23 protein-coding genes, 1 tRNA gene and 1 pseudogene are annotated in these 25,163 nt (G+C 71.2%); 7 read left to right on the top strand and 18 right to left on the bottom strand.

The window, feature by feature from the left end; translation table 11 throughout:
* Window positions 1-143 precede the first annotated feature (143 nt).
* A complete protein-coding gene (locus H8R17_RS36215; RefSeq protein WP_187827453.1) occupies window positions 144-5,222 on the top strand; it encodes a PAS domain-containing protein in 5,079 nt (1,692 codons plus the stop codon).
* A gap of 36 nt (window positions 5,223-5,258) precedes the next feature.
* Here H8R17_RS36215 and H8R17_RS36210 read toward each other — a convergent pair whose 3' ends face one another.
* The 6 genes from H8R17_RS36210 to H8R17_RS36185 all read right to left on the bottom strand — a co-directional run bounded on the left by H8R17_RS36210 (window position 5,259) and on the right by H8R17_RS36185 (window position 10,899).
* Complete coding sequence (locus H8R17_RS36210; protein ID WP_187827452.1) at window positions 5,259-6,935, bottom strand: long-chain fatty acid--CoA ligase; 1,677 nt, start codon at window positions 6,933-6,935, stop codon at window positions 5,259-5,261.
* A gap of 128 nt (window positions 6,936-7,063) precedes the next feature.
* Entirely contained in the window at window positions 7,064-7,624 is a 561-nt protein-coding gene (locus H8R17_RS36205; protein WP_187827451.1) for a SigE family RNA polymerase sigma factor, read from the bottom strand.
* A gap of 273 nt (window positions 7,625-7,897) precedes the next feature.
* A complete protein-coding gene (locus H8R17_RS36200) occupies window positions 7,898-9,064 on the bottom strand; it encodes a lipid-transfer protein (RefSeq protein ID WP_187827450.1) in 1,167 nt (388 codons plus the stop codon).
* Window positions 9,061-9,528, bottom strand: coding sequence for a MaoC family dehydratase (locus tag H8R17_RS36195; protein ID WP_262505779.1), 468 nt, complete (start codon window positions 9,526-9,528; stop codon window positions 9,061-9,063). Before H8R17_RS36195 ends, H8R17_RS36200 begins: the two co-directional genes overlap by 4 nt.
* Entirely contained in the window at window positions 9,525-10,451 is a 927-nt protein-coding gene (locus tag H8R17_RS36190) for a bifunctional MaoC family dehydratase N-terminal/OB-fold nucleic acid binding domain-containing protein (RefSeq protein WP_187827449.1), read from the bottom strand. Before H8R17_RS36190 ends, H8R17_RS36195 begins: the two co-directional genes overlap by 4 nt.
* A 286-nt stretch (window positions 10,452-10,737) precedes the next feature.
* Window positions 10,738-10,899: a hypothetical protein gene (locus tag H8R17_RS36185; protein WP_187827461.1), complete on the bottom strand. Its 162-nt coding sequence runs from the start codon at window positions 10,897-10,899 to the stop codon at window positions 10,738-10,740.
* A gap of 41 nt (window positions 10,900-10,940) precedes the next feature.
* On the opposite strand from H8R17_RS36185, the gene H8R17_RS36180 reads away from it, so the two are divergent.
* Both H8R17_RS36180 and H8R17_RS45950 read left to right on the top strand, forming a co-directional pair.
* Window positions 10,941-11,816, top strand: coding sequence for a bifunctional DNA primase/polymerase (locus H8R17_RS36180; RefSeq protein ID WP_187827448.1), 876 nt, complete (start codon window positions 10,941-10,943; stop codon window positions 11,814-11,816).
* Between the two features lie 333 nt (window positions 11,817-12,149).
* Entirely contained in the window at window positions 12,150-12,485 is a 336-nt protein-coding gene (locus H8R17_RS45950; RefSeq protein ID WP_223125894.1) for an alpha/beta fold hydrolase, read from the top strand.
* On the opposite strand, the gene H8R17_RS36170 is transcribed toward H8R17_RS45950, so the two are convergent.
* From H8R17_RS36170 to H8R17_RS36145, 6 genes are all read right to left on the bottom strand, one after another.
* Window positions 12,441-13,616, bottom strand: a complete 1,176-nt coding sequence (locus H8R17_RS36170; protein WP_187827447.1) for a DUF4037 domain-containing protein — start codon at window positions 13,614-13,616, stop codon at window positions 12,441-12,443. The genes H8R17_RS45950 and H8R17_RS36170 overlap by 45 nt on opposite strands.
* 243 nt (window positions 13,617-13,859) lie before the next feature.
* Entirely contained in the window at window positions 13,860-14,237 is a 378-nt protein-coding gene (locus tag H8R17_RS36165) for a hypothetical protein (RefSeq protein ID WP_187827446.1), read from the bottom strand.
* 44 nt (window positions 14,238-14,281) lie between these two features.
* The gene (locus tag H8R17_RS36160) at window positions 14,282-15,760 is read right to left on the bottom strand and encodes a sensor histidine kinase KdpD (protein ID WP_187827445.1); all 1,479 of its coding nucleotides are present in this window, start codon (window positions 15,758-15,760) and stop codon (window positions 14,282-14,284) included.
* Window positions 15,757-16,458 (bottom strand): response regulator transcription factor, encoded by a 702-nt coding sequence (locus tag H8R17_RS36155; RefSeq protein ID WP_399477741.1) that lies wholly within the window; start codon window positions 16,456-16,458, stop codon window positions 15,757-15,759. The genes H8R17_RS36160 and H8R17_RS36155 overlap by 4 nt, the downstream gene beginning before the upstream one ends.
* Window positions 16,459-17,060: 602 nt before the next feature.
* Window positions 17,061-17,447 carry a hypothetical protein gene (locus tag H8R17_RS36150; RefSeq protein WP_187827444.1) on the bottom strand — a complete coding sequence of 129 codons (387 nt, stop codon included), beginning with the start codon at window positions 17,445-17,447 and terminating at the stop codon, window positions 17,061-17,063.
* A 411-nt stretch (window positions 17,448-17,858) separates the two neighbouring features.
* Window positions 17,859-18,260, bottom strand: coding sequence for a hypothetical protein (locus tag H8R17_RS36145; RefSeq protein WP_187827443.1), 402 nt, complete (start codon window positions 18,258-18,260; stop codon window positions 17,859-17,861).
* 222 nt (window positions 18,261-18,482) lie between these two features.
* Between H8R17_RS36145 and H8R17_RS36140 the strand changes: the two are divergent.
* Window positions 18,483-18,794 (top strand): annotated as a pseudogene (locus tag H8R17_RS36140) (transposase); the annotation flags it as partial.
* A gap of 76 nt (window positions 18,795-18,870) precedes the next feature.
* On the top strand, window positions 18,871-19,284 hold the full coding sequence (locus H8R17_RS36135) for a hypothetical protein (RefSeq protein WP_262505778.1): 414 nt from the start codon (window positions 18,871-18,873) through the stop codon (window positions 19,282-19,284).
* 493 nt (window positions 19,285-19,777) lie between these two features.
* On the opposite strand, the gene H8R17_RS36130 is transcribed toward H8R17_RS36135, so the two are convergent.
* The 4 genes from H8R17_RS36130 to H8R17_RS36115 all read right to left on the bottom strand — a co-directional run bounded on the left by H8R17_RS36130 (window position 19,778) and on the right by H8R17_RS36115 (window position 22,707).
* A complete protein-coding gene (locus H8R17_RS36130) occupies window positions 19,778-20,311 on the bottom strand; it encodes a hypothetical protein (RefSeq protein WP_187827442.1) in 534 nt (177 codons plus the stop codon).
* A 62-nt stretch (window positions 20,312-20,373) separates the two neighbouring features.
* Window positions 20,374-21,693: a hypothetical protein gene (locus H8R17_RS36125; RefSeq protein ID WP_223125893.1), complete on the bottom strand. Its 1,320-nt coding sequence runs from the start codon at window positions 21,691-21,693 to the stop codon at window positions 20,374-20,376.
* Window positions 21,687-22,436, bottom strand: a complete 750-nt coding sequence (locus H8R17_RS36120; protein ID WP_187827440.1) for an ATP-binding cassette domain-containing protein — start codon at window positions 22,434-22,436, stop codon at window positions 21,687-21,689. Before H8R17_RS36120 ends, H8R17_RS36125 begins: the two co-directional genes overlap by 7 nt.
* A gap of 46 nt (window positions 22,437-22,482) precedes the next feature.
* Window positions 22,483-22,707, bottom strand: a complete 225-nt coding sequence (locus H8R17_RS36115; RefSeq protein WP_187827439.1) for a hypothetical protein — start codon at window positions 22,705-22,707, stop codon at window positions 22,483-22,485.
* Window positions 22,708-22,720: 13 nt separating this feature from the next.
* Between H8R17_RS36115 and H8R17_RS36110 the strand changes: the two genes are divergently transcribed.
* Window positions 22,721-22,906: a hypothetical protein gene (locus H8R17_RS36110; RefSeq protein WP_187827438.1), complete on the top strand. Its 186-nt coding sequence runs from the start codon at window positions 22,721-22,723 to the stop codon at window positions 22,904-22,906.
* 499 nt (window positions 22,907-23,405) lie between these two features.
* Window positions 23,406-23,657, top strand: coding sequence for a hypothetical protein (locus H8R17_RS36105; RefSeq protein WP_187827437.1), 252 nt, complete (start codon window positions 23,406-23,408; stop codon window positions 23,655-23,657).
* Window positions 23,658-23,824: 167 nt separating this feature from the next.
* Here the strand turns inward: H8R17_RS36105 and H8R17_RS36100 are convergent.
* Both H8R17_RS36100 and H8R17_RS36095 read right to left on the bottom strand, forming a co-directional pair.
* Window positions 23,825-23,910 (bottom strand) — tRNA-Ser (locus tag H8R17_RS36100).
* Between the two features lie 220 nt (window positions 23,911-24,130).
* Window positions 24,131-24,793, bottom strand: a complete 663-nt coding sequence (locus H8R17_RS36095; protein WP_187827436.1) for a DUF6082 family protein — start codon at window positions 24,791-24,793, stop codon at window positions 24,131-24,133.
* Window positions 24,794-25,163 lie beyond the last annotated feature (370 nt).

Genomic DNA, 25,163 nt, shown 5'->3' with positions numbered 1-25,163 from the left:
GTCACTTCCTCGTGCGACCTCCCTCTCATCCGGCGTCGCGACCGCAACCCCAGCCCTTAGACTCCCTCGCGTGACACGCTGCGGGCCGGTTGGCAAGATGGCCCGAGCGGTCGGAAAGCGCGGTAACAGGGAGGAAGCGTCTCGTGAGCAGCAGGCCATCCCGAGGCGCTGCTCGCCTCGCAGCCATACTGGACGCGCTGCCCGACGCGTTGGTGCTGGTCAACGCCAACGGGACCGTCGTCAACGCCAACACCATCGCCCTGGAGGCCTTCGAGACGCCGGGGACTGCCCTGGTGGGGCGGGGGCTGCTCGACCTGCTGCCGCAGTTCGACTCCAAGCTCATCCCCGGGTCCATGCGGCGGCCCGACCACATCGACCCGCGGGCCCGGACCAAGCCGACCCGGATGATCGCGCGCCGGACGGACGGGAGCGAGTTCCCCGTCGAGGTCACCAGTGCGAATCTCGAGAACGGGCAGCAAGCGTACGACGGTTACGGCTACACCAGCGACGAGCTGCTCATGCTCGTCGTACGCGACCTGTCCGGCACCGTCGACACCGAGGCCGAGCTGGCGCGCTCGCAGCGACAGACCGAGATGATCCTGCGGGCCGCGTCCGAGGGCGTCGTGGGCACGGACACCGACGGGCGGATCGTGCTGGTCAATCCGGCCGCCGCCCAGATACTGGGTTACCGGGCCAGCGACCTCGGCGGACGCGAGCTGCACACCCTCGTGCTGCACTCGCGCCCCGACGGGTCGCCCTTCCCGTACGAGGAGTCCCCGCTCGCCGACACGCTGCGCTCCGGGCGCAAGCACCGGGTGCGCGGGCAGGTGCTGTTCGCCAAGAACGGCGGCAAGGTGCCGGTCGACCTGACGACCGCGCCCGTGCGCGACGGCGACCAGCTGGTCGGCGCCGTGATGACCTTCACCGACCGGCGGCCGTACGACGCGCTCGCCAAGGACAAGCAGACCGAGGCCGAGCGGCACGCCGAGGAGCTGGAGCGGGTCGCCGAGGAACACGCCTCCGAACTCACCGCGCTGCGCCAGCAGCACGTCACCGAGCTGGAGCAGCTGCGCGAGCAGCACGAGGAGGAACTCGCCGCGGGCGAGGAGCGGTACGCCGCGCTCGGCGAGCGCGAGAAGGACCGGTACGAGGCGCTCGCCGCGCGGCACGAGCAGCTGCTGACGCTGCTCGGGGGCTCGCTGCGCGGGCCGCTCGAGGAACTGCGCCGCGATCTGTCGGCGCTCGCCGCGGACGACGCCGGGCAGCTGTGGCCCGAGGCCAACCAGGTGCTGCACCATCTGTCGGCCGGTTACTCGCGGATCACCACGCTCATCGACAACGTCCTCGGCTACCAGCGGCTCGACACCGGCGCCGAGCAGATCTCCCGTACGAAGGTGATGCTCGACGCGGTCGTCGCCTCCGGTGTCGACGGGGCCGTGGAGCTCATCGGGCCGGGGCGGGTGCAGTTCGCCGTGCACGCGCCGCCCATCGAGGCCGAGGTCGACCCGCGGCTGCTCGCCACCGCCCTCGCGCACCTCGTCGCCGACGTGGCGGGCGTCGACGCGACCGGCAACGCGCCCGTGTCGGCGAGCGGTTACATGGACAACACCGTCGTGGTGGCGGCGGCGCAGCGCGGTGAGGTCGTACGGATCGAGGTGCGCGGGCCGTACGCCGGGGGAGACCCGGTGCACGAGCCGATCGTGCGCGGGATCGTACGGGCGCACGGCGGCGTGCTGCAGACGCACGAGGTGCCGGGGATGAGCGGCCGTGCATTCGTCCTCGAGGTGCCGCTCGGGGGCGGGGCCGGGGCCGTCGCCGCGGATGCCGGGGCGGCGCAGGCCGAGGAAGCCGCCGCTCAGGGCGGGCAGACCTCGGGCGGCGGGCGGCGGCGCGCGCGTCGGTCGTCCGTCGACGCGTTCCTGGAGAGCGATGCGCCGGGCGAGGGCGGTGCGACCGACGGGGCCGGGTCCGGTGCGACTGGTGCTTCCGGTACGGAGGCTGCCGCGCCGACCGGGCGGCGTCGGCGGCGGGCCGTCGAGGGGGCGGCGCCGGTTCCGGCGCAGGCCTCCGGAGAGGCCGGTGCGGCCGGTGCGGCCTCCGGAGAGGCCGGTGCGGCCGGTGCGGCCTCCGGCGGGACCGGGCGGCGGCGCGGGCGGCCGGCCGAGGACGCCGCCGAGGCGGATGCCGCCGGGGTGTCCGAGGGTGCCGTCGTCACGGCCGCCGAGCATGCCGCGGGCGCCGCGGCCACGGGTTCGGGGCTGGGCGGGACCGTACCGCCGCAGGGCGTGCCCGCGCCCACCGGACGGCGGGCCCGGCGCGACGGCGGCGAGCAGCACGCCCTGCCGCCGGCGCTGCCCGCGCCGTCCACCGAGGTAGCCCCGGCGGAGGCCGGGCAGCCGACGGGGCGCCGTCGCCGTGCACTGGCCGCCGCGAACGAACGGGCCGCCGCGCAGGAGGCGAGCCCTCGCCAGGTGTTCGCCCTGCCACCGGCCGAGGCGGATCAGGGGGTTGCCGCCCAGGGGAGCCCCGCTGAGCAGGTCGTCGGGCAGGGGCAGCAGGGGGCTCCACAGATCGGCGCTCCTCAGACCGGTCCGGCTTCCGGTGACGGTGGGGACGGGCCGGGGAACCGTCAGGGACAGCAGGGGCCTGGGCCGTCCGGGCAGGGGCCCGGGCCGGTGCCGGCTCCGGGGCATGTGCATGGTCAGGGGCAGGGTCCAGTGCCGGGGCAGGGACAGGTGCCGGGGCAGGGGCACGGTCAGGTGCCGGGATCCGGTCAGGTGCCGGAGCTTGGTCATCAGGGCCAGGGCGCGGCGCAGGAGCAAGATCAGGTGCACGGCGCGGGTCAGCCGCAAGGGCTCGTCCCGGTACAAGGGCAGGGTCAGGTTCAGGGTGGCCAGAGCCCGGCGCAGGTCCAGGGCCAACCGCAAGGACTCGTCCCAGTGCAGGGCCCCGGCCCGGTACAGGGCCAGGGACAGCCGCAGGCCCAGGGACAGTTGCAGGGGCAGGCTCAACTGCAGGCCGCTCAGGGTCAGGCGCAAGGTCAGGGCATGCAGGTTCCCGGGCCTGCCGTCTCCGGTGACGTCCCGCTCGATGACGGCGGCCGGCACGACGCCGTGCCACACGACCAGGCCGACGACCACACCCCGCCGCAGCCGCACCCCGCGAGCGCACCGACGGGGCGCCGTCGCCGTGCCGTGGCCCAGCCGACGCAGGCGCCCGGGGCACCGGCACAGCCCGGCCGTCCCGCCCAGGCGCCCCAGGCCGTCCAGCCTGCGCAGCCCGCACAGGGAGCTGCCGCACAGGACGGTCCGGCACAGCCTGTGCCCAACCAGGCCGTCGTCGGCCAAACCGCAACGAATCAGGCCGTTCCGCACCAGGCCGCCGCCCCGCACCACCCCGTCCCTGCCCAGGAAACCCCCGGGCAGGACGTCCCGGCCCAGGCCGCAGGGGCTCAGGGCGCGCCCGGCCAGGGCGCCGCGGCCACCGCCCCGCACGGTACGGCCGTACCCGCGGCGGTCCCCCCGCAGGCCGCGCACGCCCCCGTACCCGCTCAGGGGACCGCAGGCCAGGGCGTACCGGGAGCCGCTCCTGGACAACCGGTTCAGCAACCCCAGCCCGGCCCCGCGCAGCAGGCGGTCGCCGCCGACCAGGGCGCCCCCGCGCCCCACCAGGCCCCGGCGCAGGCCCCCAACCAGCCGCTCCCGACGGAAGCCGCCCCCACCCAGGGCACACCTGCCCAGGGCAACCCGGCCCAGGGAACGCCGCCCCACGGCGCGCCCGCCCAGCAGATCTGGCCGGAGGCCGACAACACCCAGGGCGAGGGCATGCCCGTACCGCCGCAGCAGAACGGCACGGCGGCACCCGTACCGCCGGACGGCACCGCCCAGCCCCCCGCCGCCCCCGTACCCCCGCAGCCGAACGCCCCGCACCAGACCCCCGCGCAGGGAACTCCCGGGCAGGGCGTCCCGGCCCAGGCCGCCCAGCCGCTGCCCGCCGAGGCCGCCGCCGCGCCGGTCGACCCGAACTCGACGCAGGGGCGGGCGATCAGCGTGCGCACGCTGGGGCAGGGGGTGCCGTTCAACCGGCAGGCGGCACAAGCACAGGCACAGGCACAGGCACCGAACCCGGCTCAGGCCCGGCAGCCCTCTGCACCCCCGGCCCCGCACCCGTCGGCCACGCCTCCCCCGCACCAGACCGGCGGTTCCGGCCGGCGCCGCAAGCTCGGTACGCCGCCCGACCCGGCCGCGCGTCCGCACCCGCAGGGTGAGCAGACCCCCGCGCAGCCGCAGCAACCGCAGCAAGCCCAGCAGCAGCCCCAGGCTGCCCAGCCGTCGCTGGCCGGGCAGTCCCGGCTCGCGCCGGCGACCGAGGGCAGCGGGCGGTCGTACGCCATAGGGGCACCGGACGAGAACGCCGCTGAGGGGCCCGAACCGCTGGACGGTCCCGGCGGGGCCATCGAGGTCGCCGATCCGCCGCGGCCGCAGCCGATGGACGACGAGCTGCCGCCGGAGCCGCTGGACAACCCGCGCCGGCTGCTGGTGTGGCCCGCCCCGGACGTGTCGACCCAGCAGGCGCTGAGCGACCGCGGCTACCGGCCGGTCATCGTGCACTCGCGCGAGGAGGTCGACTCGCAGATCGCGGCGTTCCCGGCCGCGCTGTTCGTCGATCCGCTGACCGGGCCGATCACGCGGACGGCGCTCCAGTCCCTGCGGCAGGCGGCCGTGGCGGCCGAGGTGCCGATACTGGTGACGGCCGGGCTCGGGCAGGCGTCGCGGGACGCGGCGTACGGCGCCGATCCCGCCGTACTCCTCAAGGCGCTAGCGCCGCGCGACAGCGAGCAGCACCCGCCGCGCGTGCTGCTCATCGAGGAGCACGCGGAGATCGCGCTGGCGCTGACGGCGACGCTGGAGCGGCGCGGGATGCAGGTGGCGCGGGCGGCGAGCGATACCGACGCGGTGACGCTGGCGGGCGATTTCCGGCCGAACCTGGTCGTCATGGACCTGATGCAGCTGCACCGGCGCCGGGCCGGGATCGTGGACTGGCTGCGCGCGAACGGGCAGCTCAACCGCACCCCGCTCGTCGTCTACACCGCCGCCGTCGACCAGGCCGACCTGCCGCGCCTGGCCTCCGGCGAGACGGTGCTGTTCCTCGCGGAACGTTCCACCAGCAACGAGGTGCAGTCCCGGATCGTGGAGCTGCTGTCGCGGATCGGCACCAACTGACCCCGGGCGGGGGCCAGTCGGTGCCGGGCCGCGGCGTCAGAGCTGGGTGATGTCCAGTTCGCCCGCGGCGTACTGCCTGCGCAGGACCTTTTTGTCGAACTTGCCGACGCTCGTCTTCGGGACCGACTCGATGATCGTCCAGCGCTCCGGCAGCTGCCACTTGGCGATCTTCCCCCCGTCGGCGAGGAAGCCGCGCAGCGCCGCGAAGTCGGTGGTGGCGCCCTCCTTGAGGACGACCGTGGCCAAAGGGCGCTCGCCCCACCTGTCGTCGGGGACGGCGACGACCGCGGCCTCGGCGACGTCCGGGTGGGACATCAGCGCGTTCTCCAGCTCCACCGACGAGATCCACTCGCCGCCGGACTTGATGACGTCCTTGGCGCGGTCGGTGAGAGTGAGGAAGCCGTCGGCGCTGATCGTGCCCACGTCGCCTGTCTTCAGCCAGCCGTCCTCGCTGAACTTGTCGGCGGGGCGCAGGGGTTCGGCGTCGGGGCCGTTGTAGTAGGCGCCGGCGATCCACGGGCCGCGGACCTCCAGCTCGCCGGCCGACGTGCCGCCCCAGGGGAGGCGCTCGCCCCCGGGGCCGGTCAGGCGGGCCTCGACGCCGGCCGGGAAGCGGCCCTGGGTGAGGCGGTAGGCGAACTCCTCGTCCATGCCGAGCACCTGCGCCGGCGGACGGGCGATGGTGCCGAGCGGGGAGGTCTCCGTCATGCCCCAGGCATGGCAGACCCGCATGCCCAGCTTGTCGAAGGCCGCCATGAGGGAGGGCGGACAGGCCGCGCCGCCGATGGTGACCTGGGTGAGGGACGTGACGTCGCGCGGCCTGGCGTTCAGCTCGGCGAGCAGGCCTTGCCAGATGGTGGGGACGGCCGCAGCGTGCGTCGGCTTCTCGTGTTCGATCATCTCGGCGAGCGGGCCCGGCTGGAGGAAGCGGTCCGGCATCAGCAGGTTCACGCCCGTCATGAAGGTCGCGTGCGGCAACCCCCAGGCATTCACGTGGAATTGGGGCACTACGACCAGCGAGGTGTCCTGGTCGGTCAGGCCCATCGACTGGGCCATGTTGACCTGCATGGAGTGCAGGTAGATGGAGCGGTGGCTGTAGACCACGCCCTTGGGGTCGCCGGTCGTGCCGGAGGTGTAGCACATGGCGGCGGCCTGGCGCTCGTCCAGCTCCGGCCAGTCGTACGTGGTCGGCTTTCCGGCGATCAGCTCCTCGTACTCGTACACCTGCGCGGTCGCGTCCGCCAGCGCCGAGCGGTCGCCGGGGCCGGTGACGACGACGTGCTCGACCGTCTTGAGGTGCGGGAGCAGCGGGCCGAGCAGCGGCAGCAGCGAACCGCCCACGATCACGACCCTGTCGAACGCGTGGCCGACGATCCAGGCCAGCTGCTCCGGCGGAAGGCGGAGGTTCAGGGTGTGCAGGACCGCGCCCATCGAGGGGATCGCGAAGTACGCCTCGACATGTTCGGCGTTGTTCCAGGCCAGTGTTGCCACCCGGTCGTCGGCGACGACACCGAGGTCGTCCCGGAGCGCGTGCGCCAGCTGGGCCGCGCGGGCGCCGATCTCCGCGAAGGAGCGGCGGTGCGGTTCGTCCTCACCGGTCCAGGTCGTCACCTGTGATGCTGCGTGGATCGTCGACCCGTGGGTCAGGATCCTGGAGATCAGCAGCGGTACGTCCTGCATGGTGCTCAGCACGGCGTCCTCCCGGGGCGACATTGCCTGCGGCGCGGAAAAGGTTGCGCTGATTCTGCGCGCATACCGGGCGGTATGTCACTAGGAGGGGATGATCGATCAGTTCACGTCGGTCCCCAGCGGGGGCCCAGGGTGGTCCCCAGGTGGGCTCCTTACCGGACAAGTCCCAGCTCAGGGTCCTCGCGCAGCTTGCCGAGCGCACGCGAGACCGCCGACTTCACCGTGCCGACCGACACCCCGAGCACCTCGGCCGTCTGTGCCTCGCTGAGGTCCTCGTAGTACCTGAGGACGACCATCGCCCGCTGCCGGACCGGCAGCCGCATGATCGCCCGCCACATCGCGTCGTGCAGCGCCTGCTTCTCGGCCGGGTCGTTCTCGCCGGGCACCGGCTCCGGCTCGGGCAGTTCGTCGCACGCGAACTCGTCCACCTTGCGTTTGCGCCACTGCGACGTGCGCGTGTTCAGCAGCGCACGGCGCACATAGCCGTCCAGCGCGCGGTGGTCCTCGATGCGCTCCCAGGCGACATACGTCTTCGTGAGCGCGGTCTGCAGCAGGTCCTCCGCGTCGCTCGGGTTCGCGGTCAGCGACCGGGCGGTACGCAGCAGCACCGGCTGGCGAGCCCTGACGTACGACGAGAACGACGGATACGGGAGGGTCTGCGTCGTCGCGGGCGCGGCGGCGTTCGAAGCGCGGTTGCAGACGGGTGTGGTCATGGCTCCACGCTAGAAGCGGGGGTGCCTCCGGCGGATCGGCCGCAGGTCCCGAAGACGAATCCCCCTCAGGTTGTAGGGGCAGGGCTGTCTGCACCTCCTGGAGGTGGACGATCGGCCGATTCGTACTGCGGGTTTACCCCTGGGGGCGGAGGTCGGGGACGGGTGGGCGGTGCGGGCCGGCGGACCCTCGCCGCTCGGTTGTCGGGGCAGGGCGCTCAGGGGTAGGCGGTCGGCGGTCGGCGGTCGGCGGTCGGCGGTCGGCGGTCGGGAGCTTCAGGTGTCGGTGGTCAGGATCAGGCCCGAGGACGGTACGCCCGTCCCGGCCGTCACCAGGGTCCGGGCGGCGCCGGGTATCTGGTTCACGGACGTGCCGCGCAGCTGTCGTACGGCCTCCGCCATGCCGTTCATGCCGTGCAGGTAGGCCTCGCCGAGCTGGCCGCCATGGGTGTTGAGGGGCAGGGCCTCCGCCGCGACGAAGTCGGCCGCCTCGCCGGGGGCGCAGAAGCCGAGCTCCTCCAGCTGCATGAGGACGAACGGGGTGAAGTGGTCGTACAGGATGCCGACGTCGATGTCGGCCGGGGTGAGCCCGGAGGTCCGCCAGAGCTGCCGGGCCACCACCGACATCTCGGGCAGGCCGGTGAGGTCGTCGCCGTAGAAGCTCGTCATCTGCTCCTGGGCCCGGCCCGCGCCCTGGGCCGCCGCCGTGACGACGGCGGGCGGATGCCGCAGATCGCGGGCCCGCTCCACGGACGTCACGACCAGGGCCTGGCCGCCGTCCGTCTCCTGGCAGCAGTCCAGCAGCCGCAACGGCTCGGCTATCCAGCGGGAGGCGGTGTGGTCGGCGAGGGTGATGGGACGGCCGTGGAAGTACGCCGCCGGGTTCGTCGCCGCATGCTTGCGGTCGAGGACGGCCACGTGCCCGAACGCCTGCGTCGTCAGACCGTACGCGTGGAGGTACCGCTGGGCCGCCATGGCCACCCAGGAGGCGGGCGTGAGCAGCCCGAACGGCATCACCCAGCCGAGCGCCGCGCCCTCCGCCGTCGGCTCCCGGTGCCGGACGCCGGAGCCGAAGCGGCGGCCGGAGCGCTCGTTGAAGGCGCGGTAGCAGACCACGACCTCCGCCACGCCGGCGGCGACGGCGAGGGCGGCCTGCTGGACGGTCGCGCAGGCCGCGCCGCCGCCGTAGTGGACCCGGGAGAAGAAGGACAACTCGCCGATGCCTACGGCGTGGGCGACGGTGATCTCGGGGCTGGTGTCCATGGTGAACGTGACCATGCCGTCCACGTCGGCCGGTGTGAGCCCCGCATCGTCCAGCGCCGCTCGCACCGCCTCCGCAGCCAGCCGCAGCTCGCTGCGCCCGGAGTCCTTGGAGAACTCGGTGGCACCGATACCGGCGATCGCCGCGCGCCCGCCGAGGCCGTCCCGCGTGCGGACGCTCATCGCGCGCCTCCCGGCGATGCCGACGGTGCCGGTGGCGCTGGTGGCCCTGGTGGCCCTGGTGGCCCCGGCGGTCCCGGCGGTCCCGGCGGGACGGTGACCGTCACCGTGCCCGTGACGTGTCTGCCGATGCCGTTGGCGCCGACGACCCGGACGGTCGCCGTGTCGCCGTCGACCTCCTCGACTCTGCCCGTCAGGGTCATCGTGTCGCCGGGGTGGTTGGGTGCGCCGAGCCGGATGGCGACCTTGCGGAGGCCGGCCGCCGGGCCGAAGTGGTCGGTGATGTAGCGGCCGACCAGGCCGTTGGTGGTCAGGATGTTCATGAAGATGTCTGGAGAGCCCTTCTCCCGGGCCAGCTCCGGGTCGTGGTGCACGTCCTGGTAGTCCCGCGAGGCGATGGCGCCGGCGACGATCAGTGTGCGGGTGATCTCGATCTCCAGCGGCGGCAGTTCGTCACCGGCCTTCATGCCGTCACCCCCTGGAAGACGGGCAGCACCAGCTCCTCGTCGTACGACTGGAAGACGAGCCGTACCGGCATCCCGATCCGCACGTTGTCGTACGGCACCCCGACCACGTTGCTCACGATCCGCACGCCCTCGGCGAGTTCGACTAGCGCGACCGCGTACGGCGGGTCGAAGGCCGGGAAGGGCGGGTGGTGCATCACGACGTACGAATGGACCGTGCCCTCGCCGGACGCCTCCACCGTGTCCCAGTCGGGGCTGCCGCAGGCGGTACAGCCGGGGAGCCAGGGGTGACGCAGGGTGCCGCAGGCGGTGCAGCGCTGGATGAGCAGCCGGTGCTGCCGGACGCCCTCCCAGAAGCCGGCGTTGTCGCGGTTGACGACGGGGCGCGGGCGGCGTTCCCGCGGTTCCGGCCGGCTACTCGGCTCCCTCGCGGGGGCGTACTTGAGGATGCGGAAGCGGTGGGTGCCCGCGAGGGTGCCGTCCGTGAGGCGGATGTCGGTGCGGGTCGTCACGAAGTGGCCCGTGCCCAGCCGGGTGGTCTTCCGCTCCGAGACCGACTCGATCACCGTGTCGAAGGTGATCTCGTCGCCCGGGCGCAGGGGGCGGACGTACTCCTGCTCGCAGTCGGTGGCGACGACCGAGGTGCAGCCCGCCGCGTCGAGCAGGGCGAGCAGCTCGCCCCACGCCGCCGTGCGCTCCGCGTGGCCGGAGAGGCCGCCCATCGTCCACACCTGAAGCATGGTGGGCGGGGCGATCGCGTCGGAACCGGCATACGCCGGGTTGGTGTCGCCCAGGGCCTCGCACCAGTGCCGGATCATGGGCGCGTTGACGGGGTCCCTGCCGATGCCCGCGACGGCCGCCGCGCGCCCCTCGTACGCCTTCAGCCGCGCACCGAACTCCTCGCGCACCTCCGGCTCCGCTGTCATGTGTCCCCCTCGTCGTCCCGCACACCTGACATTTCTGGTACACCGCGCACGCCGATCCGGTTCCCACTCCGGTTCCCACGATCTCCGAGAGATTTTTCTGACTGTCCGTCAGATACGGTCGCCTGTCAAGCGGATCTCACGCCCCGCCGCCGCATCACCGGGCCACCGCGGAGAAGCACGGAAACGTCTGTGCGGCGGCGCCGAAGCACCGCCGCACAGACGCACAACACCCCACAACGCACTCCCAGACAGGAGACAGGGCGTGCCGGTGCACAGGCCCGTCAACTCACCACAGCGGAGTGAAGCTGACGGCGGTGTTCTCGCTGCCCTGGTTGACGGCAGTGAATGCGGAGCCGTTGACCTGGGCGGTGTTGCTCTGGTTCGGGGCACCGTCGCCGACGGCCTCCCTTTTCCAGCCGATCTCTCCGCCCCGGCGCGTCGCCGCCAATCCCCTTTCTTTTTTCGAACACACGTACGAACATGGAGGGCATGGCCACCACCGACCGGCAGGCCACGACGCTGGCCCTCGCGCACGCCCTGTCAGCCGCCGAGCGCGGACTGGCCGTCATCCCCCTGTCCCGGACGAAACTTCCGGCCCTGCGCTCCCCGCACCGTGACGACCCCGACCCGACGGCCCCGCCCTGCCACGGCGAGTGCGGCCGCTTCGGCCACGGGGTCTACGACGCCGCCACCGACCCGGCGCGCATCCGCGAGCTGTTCGCCGCCGCGCCCCGGGCCACCGGCTACGGCATCGCCTGCGGCCTGCCCCCGCACCACCTGATCGGCATCGACCTGGACGTGAAGACCGGCACCGACGCCTCCGCCGCCCTGCGCGAACTGGCCCTGCGCCACCTGTTCACGATCCCCGACACGGTCGTCGTCCTGACCCCCAGCGGCGGCCGCCACCTGTGGCTGAGCGGCCCACCCGACGTCGTCGTCCCCAACTCTGCGGGCCGCCTCGCCCCCGGCATCGACGTCCGGGGCGCCGGCGGCTACCTCGTCGGCCCCGGCTCCCGCACCGACCACGGCGCGTACCGTACCGCGCCGGGCACCGGTCATCTCGCCCCCGCCGCCTGCCCGCCCGCCCTGCTGCGCCTGCTGCTGCCCCCGCCCCGCCCGCACCATCCCGCGCCCGCCGCCACCGGCGGACACGGGCAGGGCCTCGTCCAGTTCGTCCTCGCCGCGCACGAGGGCCAGCGCAACACCCGCCTGTTCTGGGCGGCCTGCCGCGCCTACGAGGACGGCATCGGACCCGCCCTCGTCGACGCGCTGGTCGACGCGGCCCGGGGCACCGGCCTGTCCGCACGCGAGGCCCGCGCGACCATCGCGTCGGCGGCGCGGCTGACGGGGCACCGGCCGTCGTAGGGAGCGCCGCTTGAAGCTCCGCCACGTGGTCTCCGGCGTGCCGCCGGACTGCCGGATGCTCACTGCCACCAGACTGCCGGACGGTTAGGACAGGGAGAACCTCAACGACGGCTATCTGCAGTGCAACGCCAAACGCCCGCAGACCGTGGCCTACGCCCTCACGGACTCCCCCGTGGGCCAACTCGCGTGGATCGTCGATAAGTTCAAGGAACTCACCGCCCCGGAGGACGGCCTCCCCGAGGACAGCGTCCCCCGCGACCGCATCCTGACCGAGGTCTCCCTGTACTGGCTGACGGCCACGCGGCCTCGGCGGCGCAGATCTACTACGAGGAGATGTCGGCGAACGCCTGGGCGGGCACCGGGAGCGCGGCCGGCGAGACGGCCGCGGACAGCTGGACGGAGGCGGCGGAGGGGTCCACGCCGGCCGCCGACTGGACGGAGACGCCGGAAGGATCCGCCCCGGCCGCCGACTGGACGGCCGCACGGAAGGGTTCCGTCCCCACGGCCGTCCTCCTCTCCGCCCACGACGTCACGATCCGCCGCTGGGCCGAACGCGACCACACCATCTCCCGATGGACCGAACTCGACCGCGGCGGCCACTTCCTGTCGCTGGAGGCGCCGGATCTACTCGTCGCCGACATCCGCGAGTTCTTCGGGAAGCCGCGCTGACGGCTCGGCACGGCCGATGGCCCCGGTGGCCGCCCGGATGACCTGCGGCTGGTTGAGGAGGTCGGTGCTGTCCGCCCACTGGTCCACGCCTCCCACCAGCGGCAGGTCCCGCAGCTCCGGGTCCGTGACGCTCTGCGCGAGGGCGTGCGCGAAGCGCTCGGCGTGCAGGACCAGGAAGGGCCGTGCATGGTACGGCCGGCGCCGCGGGTCCACGGGGGCGATGAGCCCGCAGGCATTCTGCAGCGCGGCCACGGTCTCGTAGCCGTCGCACAGGTGCCGCTCACGGGCCGGGTAGTCGGTCGCCGCCAGCACGCCGCGCAGCGAGGGGGCCAGCGACTCGGCCACCTCCAACTGCCGGAACGCGCTGCCGAGCCACTTGCTGTACGGCGCATAGCGGCGCTCCAGCAACAGGCACAGCCGCATCAGGTCGCGCACCAGCCGCCCGGCCACGACGGCCGAGCCGATGTCGTCCCCCACCTCCGCGCAGCGCCCCACGAACGCCTCCTCCTGCGAGATGCGCTGCCACTGGCACGCCAGCAGATACCGCCACACCTGCTCCGGATACCAGGCCAGCCTGCGCCGTACGGCGCTGAGCGAGCCGAGCCCGTCGTGGAACACCGCCCCGCCGGTCACCTCGGCGAGCCGCTGCTGCGCAATGGCCAGCCACACGCGCGCGGGCAGCGTCCCCTCAGCCGAACCGATCTCGGCCAGTCCGGCCACCCCCGTCATCCCGGCCAGCCACCCGTCCACGTCGTACACATCCACGCGGTGGTTGACGGGACCGTCCGTCAGCCGCATGCGCCCGACGGGATCCAGCGGATCGCCGCTCTCCTGGAAGTGGGTGGGCCACCCCCGCACCTGCTTCGGCAGCCGCTCGCCCAGCACACGCCCCATCTCCGCGCCGTACCGAACCCGGTCCTCGGCCTCCAGAAAGATCTCCAGCCGCGGCCCCCAATCATGATCCGCCGACCGCGCGGTATCAAACCCCAACACCTCCGACCCCGCCCCCACACGCGCGGCCGCATACGCCACCCCCGGCCAGCCTTCCTGAAGAACCGGCCGCACCGCCTCCTCGTACAACACCCCGGACAACTCGACACCCGGCATGAACCCACCGCCAGAGATCACCATGCCCCCACTGTGCGCAGCCGCGCGCGAACCGGGCCAGCGATTAACCTCGACCGGACGCGGCCGCCGTAGAGGCGGCGCTCGCGGGAGCGGACAGCGTGCTTCACCTGGGCGGCATGCCGGACGAGGCGCCTCTTCCCGACCTGCTCGACTCATCCCGAGCGCCCAGCTGGATACCCTCGGAAAGCGCAGGTCCAGGGGCCGTGCCGGAGTCGATCCGGCACGGCCCCTGGACGCTTTCCAGCCTCAGGTGCACGAGCTGTGGACCTTGGCCAGGTCCCTCTCCCGCTGCTGGAGTGTCGGTACGAGGGACTTGCGGAAGGCCAGTTGGTCATCGCGGTACTTCGCGACCGCACTGTCGCCGGCGGCTTTCGCCGCGTCGGCCCGCCTCTCGAGCTTGGCGATGGAGCCCTTCCCCGATCCTTCCAGTCGCCTGAGCTTCTTCTCGATCCGCTGCTCCATCTTCGGAGCGCGCTTGCACAGCTTCTCGACGCCGGCCTTTCCGGCCGTGGCGGCGGGCTTGTGCGATGGGGACGCGCCGGCGTTCTCCGCCACGGCGGTGCCCGCAACGCCCATTAGGGCAGCCACCGTCACGCCGATGACGACGGTCTTCCTGGCTCGCATGAGGTGTTCCTTCCGGTGAGGCGAGGTGCCTGACGCGGAGGAAACTAGAAGCCGTCTTTGTGGAAACCTTGTGACGTCCCGGCCGCCGAGAGCCAGTCTCTGCGCGGCGGCGGAAGCGTGTGGTCCGCTCTCGTCGGAAGGCGCACCTCGAACCGTGTGCCGCGCCGCCCGTCCGGGCGGTCCCCGGCCCTCACGCCGCCCTGGTGCAGCGCGATCTGCTGTGCGACGAGAGTGAGCCCCAGTCCCGACCCGGGGCTGTCCGGACGGCGGTGGAACCGCCGGAACACGGCATCTCGCTGTTCAGGCGGGATGCCCGGCCCCCGGTCGTCCACGGTGAGCACGGCCTCCTGCCCGTCCCGGCGCAGGGTCACCTCGATACGGGCCCGTTCGTCCTCGGTCCGCCCATGGGTGCAGGCGTTGGCCAGCAGGTTGTCCACCGCGGATCGCAGTCCCTGCTCCCAGCCGTGCGTCCACAGTCCCGGGGAGCCGGCCACGGTCACCTCCGCGTCCGGATGTCTGCGACGCAGGTCGGCGACCGAGGCGTCCACGACCTCCGTCAGATCGACCGGGCCAAGAGCGTCCGCCTCGACCAGGTCGCCCCGGGCCAGCGCCCGGAGCATCTCCAGCAGCCCCAGCAGCCGGGTGTGCTCGCGCCGCAGGTCCGCCAGCACCTCGGTGCGGTCCGGTTCCGCCAGGTCCGGGTGTTCGCTGAGAATGTCCAGGTTGGTCCGCATGCTCATCAGCGGGGTGCGCAGCTCGTGCGAGGCGGCGGCCGAGAACGAGCGGGCCACCTCCAGCGCCTGCGCGGTGCGGGCGGTCTGCTGGTCGTAGCGGGCGAGCACGGTACGGATCGTCCGGGCCAGGTCGTCCACCTCGGCGATCCCGGTCGGGGTGTCGTCGAGGCGCGTGGCACTGGTCCTGGGGTCGAGGCCGCTGGTACGCCGCTGAAGCCGCCGCAGCGGTCGTACGGCACCGGCGGCCACTGCCCAGGCCACGGCCCCGGTGAGCGGGGCGGCGAGAAGCGCGACGGTCAGCATCCGTCCGCGCACCAGTCGGATCTGCGCCCGGTTCGCGGTGTCCGGGGAGAACAACCACAGGGTGCCGTCCACCGCAGGGCGGTTGACGGACACCGGCACCGACAGCACCCGCCAACTGCCCTCGCCGGCCGCGCGTACGGTGACGGGTGTCGTGGCGCTCGGCGGCAGCCCCACGGACGCGTCCGGCTGGGGGCCGCCGGCGGTCACCGTGCCCGCGGGGCCCGTCAGCCGTACGCCCACGTCGAGCGCGGACGCGAACAGCCGCCGCTCACGGGCGTGTTCGACGGACGGCGGCCTGCCCGACGCGGTGGCCCGCAGCAGCGCCTTGGCCTCCGGGGTGAGGGCGGCGGCCCGATCGCTCAGCCCGGCGTCCTGCTGCTGGTGCAGGTCCTTGGTGACAAGTCCCAGCAGCAACAGGCCGGACGCCAGTACCAGCAGCGGTACGGTGACGCCGACGGCGATCGCGATCCGCGTGGACAGCCTCACGGCATGGCGTCCCGGGGCTCGCGAAGGACGAAGCCGACCCCGCGCACGGTGTGCAGCATCCGGGGCCGACCACCGGCCTCCAGCTTGCGGCGCAGGTAGCTGACGAAGGTGTCCACCGCGTCGGTGCGCACCTCGAAGTCGTAGCCCCACACCAGGTCCAGCAGCTGGTCCCGGGTCAGTACGATCCCGGCGTTGCGGGTCAGCACCTCCAGCAGCTCGAACTCACGCCGCGTGAGCTTCAGCGGTTCACCGTCGATGTGCGCCTCGCGCGCGGCCGGTGCCAGCACCAGCGGCCCGACACGCACCCGGTCGTCGGCGGCGGGCGGTCGGCGGCGCAGCAACGCGCCCAGCCGCAGCACCAGCTCCTGGAGGGCGAAGGGCTTGACGAGATAGTCGTCACCGCCCGCCTGGAGTCCGGCGACCCGGTCGGAGACCTCGTCGAGGGCGGAGAGCATCAGCACGGGCACGTCGTTGTCGTCTCCCCGCAGCGTGCGGCACACGTCGATGCCGCTCAGGCCGGGCATGGAGATGTCCAGCACCACCACGTCCGGCGACCCGGCACCGACCGCCTCCAGTGCCGCGCGACCGCTGTCGGCCAGTACGACGGAGAAGCCGTTCAGCCGCAGGCCCCGCTCCAGCGAACGCCGGATGGCGGCGTCGTCGTCGACGACCAGCACACGACCGTTCACCGGGCTCACGGCTGCGATGCTACGACCCCTGCTGACGACCGCCGCTCGGCCGCGGAGCGCCGCAGGAGCGGGAACGGCCGGAACGGATGCCCGCTCCTCATGAACGGGACCGCGCGGAGTACAGCCGCCCTTGGCGCCAACTCGGCATCCACGCAGGCGAGTTACGCGTCCGTACCGATTCCCGGCGGAGGCTTGGGACGCGGGCGCGGCCGAGCGCCGGGAATGGCCTCGGCTGATCCACAACTCTTGCCCATCGCTTACCTCTACAGAGCGACAGATCAGAAGGTGGCGGACTGCACGGCCGCACCACAAGCGCACCAGTTCAAGCGGTGAACAGCGCGCAATCACGGTGCAAGCCGCTGAGCCCGACGAGGTTGCTCCTCGGCCGTTCGCGCAGGTCAGCGCCCGAACCCGCCGTGAATGACCGCAGCTTCCCAAGCTGAGAGCGCGATGGAGGGGACGCCGTTCGCGAGTGCCGACCGAGAGGTCTACGAGTGGAGCTCCCATCCCGTCTGCCATCGATCCAACCAGAGCCGAACAGCCCGCTCCACCGGTGTGTGGGTCGACGGCAGACCGGATGGGAGCTGCGGGTGAGTCGTGGGAGTAGGACTTCATCCTCCCGTCACGGCTGGAACGATCACCGCTGCGACAGCCGAAAGCAGACCTCCCACAGCGAGGACCGCATTGAACTTCTCCTTCGCCGTGGGGAAGACCGCACGGCTCAAGTCTCCGGCCTTGCTACGCAGGACAATCATCTTGAGCTTCTGCCACCGATGCTGGCGGTTCCGGCACCCCATCAGCACGCCGTAAGCGTTGTTGCGGCAGTAGGTTCCGTCTCGGTTGACCGCTCCACACCAGACCGGTACCTGGAAGCAGGCATAAGCGGAGACCGCACCCGAGAGAGCAACAACGATTGGCAGCGACCACTGCTGGCTCCACGCGACGATGAGAGCCGCAGCCGCTATGTATCCCCAGTACAGACGCACCGCTTTCCCCATGGACACGCAGAGTAGATGCAGATACCCAGAAGCGGCAGAGCCGATCGAGACACGACGGCCTGCATGCCCGACGCGTGCCCGACAGAGCAGGAACCCACGGCAAACTCCGGTCAGTCACGGTGACCGGACAAGAGAACGGCGCCCCCGACCAACTACCCAGGTCAGGGGCCGTTCTCACTGCTCCTCGCGCGGAGGCGGTGGGATTTGAACCCACGGTGACATCGCTGCCACGACGGTTTCAGGACCGTTCGCTGCGCCGCTCGGGCAAGCCACCTCCTGTCCGCCCAAGTGGGACGGAGCGGTTACAGCGTACCGGCCACCAGTAGCGAACCGGGCCGGTGGTCCACACGGGGTCCACCGGTCGGCTCCGGTCTTCAGGTTTCTCGCTGGCTAGCGCCCAAACCGGGCTGGTTATGGCCCGGCGGTCGGCGGTGCCGGAGGGGGCGCCGTGTCCGGAGTACTGTCGGGGGGCTGTGACTCCCAGAAGCGCCCGGTGCCCGGAGTGGGCGTGACGTGCTTCTCCTCCACCGTGGGGCGGGTCGTCCACCACAGCACGGCCACCAGAGCAACGGCGCACAAACCACCGACGAACAGCCCAACCGGCGGGCGTCGCAGTGACCGCACCAAGCGCAGGCTCAGCCAGCCGACGCATGCCCCTGTGAAGACCGCGATCGTCGGGGTGAGGTCGCCGTTCTTGTAGGTGATCAGCAGGGCGTCGTAGTTCGTGAACAACGCCAAGAGCGTTGCGTAGAGCACCGCGATGACCGCGCACGCTCCTTCCAGCAGGCGCAACGCGCGTCGGCCTCCGCTCATGCCGTTCTCCCCTCCCCTGGCCGACCGTGGGGACCCTCAGCTGGCAGGCGGTTCGGACGGCCTGCCCTGGACCTTAGTCCCCTCCCTCGACACCCCCACGTCGCAGAAACGGGAATGGCCAGAACCTGACAGCCGCAAATCGTCATCGCACATGGAAATGCTTTCTAGGCGTCGCCGCCACTGGGGAGGGCACACGCGCTTGGGCAGAGCCATCTCGTCAAAAAGGCCGTCAAGAAGATCACCGATGACCAGAACCAGCTGCTGGCGTTCTACGACTTCCCGGCCGAGCACTGGATCCACCTGCGGACCGCCAACCCCATCGAGTCGACCTTCGCCACCGTCCGCCTGCGGACCAAGGTCACCAAGGGCGCGGGCAGCCGCGCCGCCGCCCTGGCCATGGTCTTCAAACTCGTCGAGTCCGCGCAAGCCCGCTGGCGCGCGGTGAACGCACCCCACCTCGTCGCCCTGGTCCGGGCCGGCGCCCGCTTCGAACGGGGCCACCTCGTCGAACGGCCGGAAATCCTCGTGGCATGAACAACCTCGACCGATCAATGGAACCTGTCCGACAATTGCTCCGTGCTGGACTTCCTCGACAGACAGGTGGCCTATCGTGGGTGAATCGCACCCGCTGCTCACGTTCTTCATGGACGCCGCCGACGGTTGCTTCCCACCGGTCGACGGCCGGTTGACGGTGCTGCCGCCCCTGCCCGGAGGGCTCGAATGCTCGCTCGCCTTCACCGGTCACGCCGTCGTCGCCACCGCCATGACTGACCAGGCCGTATGCGCCCAGGGGCCGGACGGCTACGGCGCGTCGCTCTCCCCGGACTTCCTGCGTTACCTCACCGGACCCAAGGGATGGATCGGCGTCACCGACGCGACACTCACGGCTCGCGGCATGGGCGGCCCGCCGCGCCTGACGGAGCTGGCCGATGCAGACGATCCTCGCCGGGCGGCGGGAGCTGAGTATCGAACTCCACGACGCTCAGGACGGCAGCCAGGGGCACGGACGAGCACTTCTCGCTGACGCCCTTTCCCTGATTCCGGAAGGCGAACCGGTCTTCGCCGCCGTTTCCCCCGGCAACGCCCGCTCCCTTCGTGCCTTCCTCGCCTGCGGGTTCACACCCATCGGGAGCGAGGTTCTGCTACGTCCCGAGCGGGGATGACCAGGCACGCGACTGCGGGAACTCAACCGATCCACAGGTATTGACAATTATTCCGGGCAACCCACCTGTGCCCCGACCCACCTGGAGTGGAGCGGGTAAAGCGTACCGGCCTCACGCGTCTCGCGAGGTGCGTGGTCCACACGGGGTCCACTGGCCCTGTGTTCCGCTCGAAGACCTGCGACCTTCTGATCCGTAGGATCGGGCAGCCTCTCCTGCCGAGGCTTCGCCTGCCTGCGAGCTGATCGCCGACGGCTGTGATCCCCGGTCTCTGTGTGCCGTCGTTGCCATCACCATTGTCGTCAGCCCCAAGCCGGTGCGGTGCCACATTCGAGCGCCGCTCTCTTTCACCGCCCGTTACGAATGCCGAGGAAAGTCTGTCCGGATCGTGCGGAACAGACCGATCACCAGGAGGGCAGCGGAGCCCACCCAGGAGAGGGAGTCGGAGACGTCTGCCGCGGGCCACGCCCACCAGTGTGCTGTCTGCTCGGGTCCGTAGCCGAAGACGGAGACGATCAAGGCGAAGAGTGTGGGAATCACGGTGGAGGCATGGGTGCCGAGGGCCGCTCTGCCGATGAGGGCGAGGCCGGTGTAACAGGCCAGGTTGCGGACGGCCGCCTGGGCTGTGGCGCCGTGGGACCCGCTGATCCATCCCGCCGCGATCGGGGCTGCGACCGCGGTCGTTGCCGCCACCACTGCGACGGCAAGCAGGGTGTCGAGGCCGGCGACGCGGCGTACCGCTGTCGCCTCGATGGGTGCGGGGGTGCCGTAGCAGGTATTGAGGGCGATGGCTGGTGCCAGGGGAGCGAAGAGGATGAGAGGGATGTTCGCCGAGGTTGCTCCGCCCAGCTGTGGCAGCGGCAGACTGCTGTTCCCTGCGAGGAAGGCCACAGCCCAGAAGCCAGCGGTGACTAGTGCGAGCAGGGTTAGGCGGCGTGTGTCAAGCCACCATGTCATCGCGGCATGCACCGGACCTTGGCGAGGGTAGAGCGGTACCAGTCTTTCTGGCTGCTCGCGTTGGCTGCAAGGACCCGCGAAACGGACGGCCACGTCTGAGGGATGTCCGAGCGCCGCTGGGCTTCCTGCGGGCTCATTCCGGCGTGTACCGATAGCCAGCTGCGCAGCTCGGACTCGGCTTGGAATGCCTGTTGCGCTGCCTGCGTCGGGTCGGCCGGACAGTTCGCAGGGGTGCCGTTGTCCTGACTGGTGACCAGAACCATGGTGAGATCAGCGGTGAGAGAGGCCAGGATGTCCTGGCTGGTGAAGCTGGGATCTTGCCTGACCGTTACCGTCCATTGCTTCTGTGTGGACTGCCGGCTGCCTTCGGTGACGACATCCGGTGCGGGCACTCCGACGAGGCGGAGGCGCTCGACCGCCGTGCTGACGGTACGGGCCGTCTCATTGAGCCGGGGCGCGTGCTCGGGCCAGACGCACACCCGCGTACCACTGGGGTTGACGCAGACCAGATCCGTGGCAGAGCGTGCCCGGACGGCGTCGGGGCCGAGCTTGTCTACGAGGCTGACGCTCCCGGCCGTGGTGGCCATGGCGGCGACCAGCGCCACCGCGTAAGCCGTGTAGGGCACGGAGTCCGGCACGTGCCCCAGGCGGGGTGTGTGCCGCGAGCCCGCCACGGCAGCGACGGCCAGGGCGGCCAGGCCGATGGCCACAAGCGCAGATCCGACGATGCCCGCCACGTCGGCAGCATCGGTATTCATGCAGCAGCCGCGGGCCGGCTCGGTGAGATGGCGCAGCCACAGAGGCTGCAGCGCGGGCGGGTACACGTGCCACAGATAGTCGCCGACCAGGACCATGGGCACCGAGGCGACGGCGGGCAGCCACAGGCCAACCGCGTAGCCGACGATGATGTGTGCGCACAAGGTGACGGCGGTCGATGCGATGATCCCGGCGTCGGGCCATCCCGGGGCGGAGTCCATCTGCAGGCGTGCTCCGGCAAGCGCTACCGCGAGGGCGAGAAAACCTAGCAGCACGACCGGTGCGAGGGCGGCTGCGGCGATCTGCCACCCGTTCCTGGTTGGAGTCCCGGCACCGATTCTGGCGCGGCGAATTCGTCCGACTTCCCAGGCGGCGCATGCCGCGGTTACCGGGGCAATGAACATCAGGGCCGAGGCCGCCTTCGCGGTGGCTGCGGTCCAATAGCCGTCCAGATCCCGTGAGACGTCGTCCGAGAAGACGTAGATGACCACGATCAACAGCAGCAGCGGGGCGGCGAGAACGGCGGAGTTGGCCCGCGGGTGGAAACGGAACATCACCATGCTTCGCCCCCGCCGAGGACGGCCGTGTAGGCGCCTTCGGCCAGCCGCCCAGACGCGGTGTCCGTCGGGGCCAGGGCATAGAACTCCTTGACGGTACCGCTGAATGGGACCGCCCCTTCCAGGAGGACGACGACGTGGTCGTAGACCTCGGAGAGATCCTCGGTCTGGTGGGTGGAGACGACGACGTCGGCACTCTCGGAGAGCTGCTCGACAACCTTGCGGAAGGTGGCCCGCTGCGCGGGGTCGAGTCCTGCCGTGGGTTCGTCCATCAGTACCAGCCGGGAGGAGTGCACCAGCGTCTGGGCCACGCCGACGCGGCGCAGCTGGCCACCGGACAGCGCGGACGCCTGCTGGGCGGCCTTCTTGGCGAGTCCGACGCGTCCGAGTGCTTCCAGAGCCGCGTCCCATGCCTCGCGTCGTGACATGCCCTTGAGCCATCCGGCATAGGCCACCTGCTCCTGGCATGTCATGCCGGGAACAGGGGTGATGTGCTGGGGCATCCACCCGACCTGGCGCCGGTAGGCGCGCAGTTGGGAACGTGCGGCCGGGTTGAGTCCCCCGAATGAGACGGTGCCGGAGCGGGACTTCAAGGCAGAGGCAGCCAGGGCAAGCAGCGTGGTCTTGCCCGCGCCGTTGGGGCCGAGCAGCACGGTGCGGCCCTTGGGGAAGGCGAAGCTGAGTCTGTCAAGGACGACCGGGCCCCGCCGGTACTGGTAGGTGCAGGTGGCGAACTCGACAGACACAGCCTCACAGCCTTCTACCGATGACGACGATGCTTCACGGCACCGATCAGTATCGGGTGTATACCGAGTTCACACTCAGGTAGTAGCCCGAGGTGCTCCCCTGGATCTTCGTCACGGTGATGTGGTAGTCACCGCTCGGCTGGTCACCGAAGTAGTGGTAGTCCGAGCTGCTGCAGTAGGTCGTACCAACTGCGCCCGCCGGGCGGGGGAGAAGACTGGCGTGCCAAGTGTCGGACCGGACCACCCTGCGCCCCGTGCCGGTCCCGGTCACGCACGTTACCCCCATGCGGCGAGACGCCATCTACGACCACCGCGCCCAGCAGGCCGCGCTGCCGGTCACCGTTCACTACGAAGACGGCGGCACCTGCGAGACGGTGCTCGTGCTCACCCCGGCGCAAGTCGAGCTGTACTCTATCCAGTTCACACAGCTCATCGCCGCGAGGGAATCGGCACGGGAGCACGCGCGGTGAGCCGAGCCGTGCTGATGCTCGCCCCGCCGGCCTCTGTACGTGCCTCGACGCGGTCGCCCATAGCCTTCCGCTGTGAGGCGACCGCCCACGACCTCAGCGGCTCCCGCGAGATCCTGCTCGCCACCTACCGTGGCCGTTCCCCGCGCCTCGCCGCCCGCTGGCTCCGCCGGAAGCTCACCGCCTCGCCCGGCTGCTGTCCCCGGACCCTGGTGCTCTGTTCCTCCGAGACGCACCCCTCACGACCGATGGTCCGGACGCTCCTCGCCCTGACGCAGACCTGCGTGCATGGGCAGACGACGACCGCGCCTACGAGCACGCGTTGGGCTCCCTCGCCACCGGTCGGGCGTTCATGTTCACCGTGACGGACTACGACGCCCGGTACTCCCTCCGCGTGTATCCGTTGCCCACCCGCCGACCAGCGCCCCCGCAAGCTCCCGTCCCCGCCCGGTGCCCACCCCACTCCCCGGCGGGGGCCGTCGCTGCGGGGCTGGCCGGCTACGTGAGTCGCACCTTCGTCCGTTCACAAGAGGCTTCCGCGGAGCGTCTGCGTGCCTACTTCGATCAGCCTCTTGAGTTCTCGCGCTATCTGGCCGCGGAACGTCTCATCGCCAATGCCGGGCTGAGCGACGAGCGCCGGGCCGCAGTGTTGGCCGCTCTTGTTGAAGCGATGGTCGCCGGGGGCGGTCAGGACAAGAACGACGGTAGCGATGGTGCCGAATCGGATGGCGCTGGCACCTCAGCCCGGGCGTAACAAAAGCCCTGGTCACACCACATCTCGCGGCATGAATCTGGTCCACGCCTGATCCTCACGCACTGATCCACAACGCGACAGAGCCGGATCAAGGTGAGACACCCTCCATGCAGAGGCGGCGCCCCTCATTGAGGGACGCCCCTTCTGACCAGCACGTCTGTGACCTGCGGAGGCGGTGGGATTTGAACCCACGGTGACATCGCTGCCACGACGGTTTTCAAGACCGTTCCCTTAGGCCGCTCGGGCAACCCACCTGCGCCCCGGCCCACCAGGGGCGGAGCGGGTACAGACTACCGGGCGCGGACGCCGCTCGGGGGGCGTGGTCCACACGGGGTCCACTGGCCCTGTTCCCGGCTGCCAGTGCCGCCGCCCGTAATCAGCACACCGCCCCGGCCACGGCGTTATCCAAGACGGCTCCGACGCCGTAATCACACCAGCCACACCGTGATCATCTAGCCTGTGGCAGGCAACGCCTAACGTCGGCTGCGCAGCAGCGACCCGAGCGCCAGGCCGGCGCCCAGACCGATCAGGGCACCGACCGATGTCCGCAGCGCGGGCGACGCCCCCGCAGGCGGCACGGCAGGCGGACGGGACGCAATGGTCGAGCGAGTCGGCGGTCCGGAAGCGACAGCCCGAGCGTGCTCCTCGCCCACGATGGCCAGGAAGCGACGACCGACCCGGCTTGCGGACGTGCTGGGGATCCACGAGGTGTGAGCCCTGCTCCAGTAATGTCGGCCAGCCTCTCCGGCGAACATCCCGGCGAGCATGTCCCGCAGCAGACCTTCGCGAATGGTCCCGATCTCGAAGCCCATCCACGCGTAGTTCATCATGAGGTCGGCGTAGACATGCCGCTTCTGCTCATGCGGATCGACGATGTCAGTGTCGCCCCACACGGGCTGAAAGAGCGGCATGTCGTCGAATTCTAGGCGGACGAGTTCCAGGTAATAGCTGCGAATCCCCTGGACCTGCTCCGCCCTCGCCTGCCGGTTCTGCACGACCAGGGAAACAGCGACGCCGGCCAACGCCAGCGCCGAGACGATCGCCGAGGTGAAGCCGTACGCCGCGCCGATCTGACTCAGCCTGTTCCAGTCCACGCCCTTGGAGCCGGATAGTGCCTCCAGCACGAAAGGCGACAACAGCACCACCGTCAGCGCAACCGCAACGGCGCCAACGAGCCCCAGAACTCTGCCTGCTCGGCGAGCCACCGATGCTGCAGCCGCGGACCCATGACTAACTATCAGGTCAATCACCCCCAGGCGCGCTGGTCCCCGTGACCAGGTTCGAGCCTGAGGCAGCCTACTTCCAGCTGCCGTGCTCAACATCGCCCGCACAACCTCATCCGCACCGGACAGATGGACAGCTCGCTGCCGGACGGACCACAGCCGCACCAGCTAAAGATCATTTACGGGACAACCCTTAGGGCTTGCAGATCATTAACATGTCGTCTTGATCTTGTTGTGGGGCTCGCCGGTTTGGGTGAGGACCCGGGCTTGGAGGGTTGCAAGG

This window comes from Streptomyces sp. TRM68367, from assembly GCF_014495685.1.
In the GTDB taxonomy this organism is placed as follows: domain Bacteria; phylum Actinomycetota; class Actinomycetes; order Streptomycetales; family Streptomycetaceae; genus Streptomyces.
This window is presented reverse-complemented; position numbering and strand designations above follow the sequence as displayed.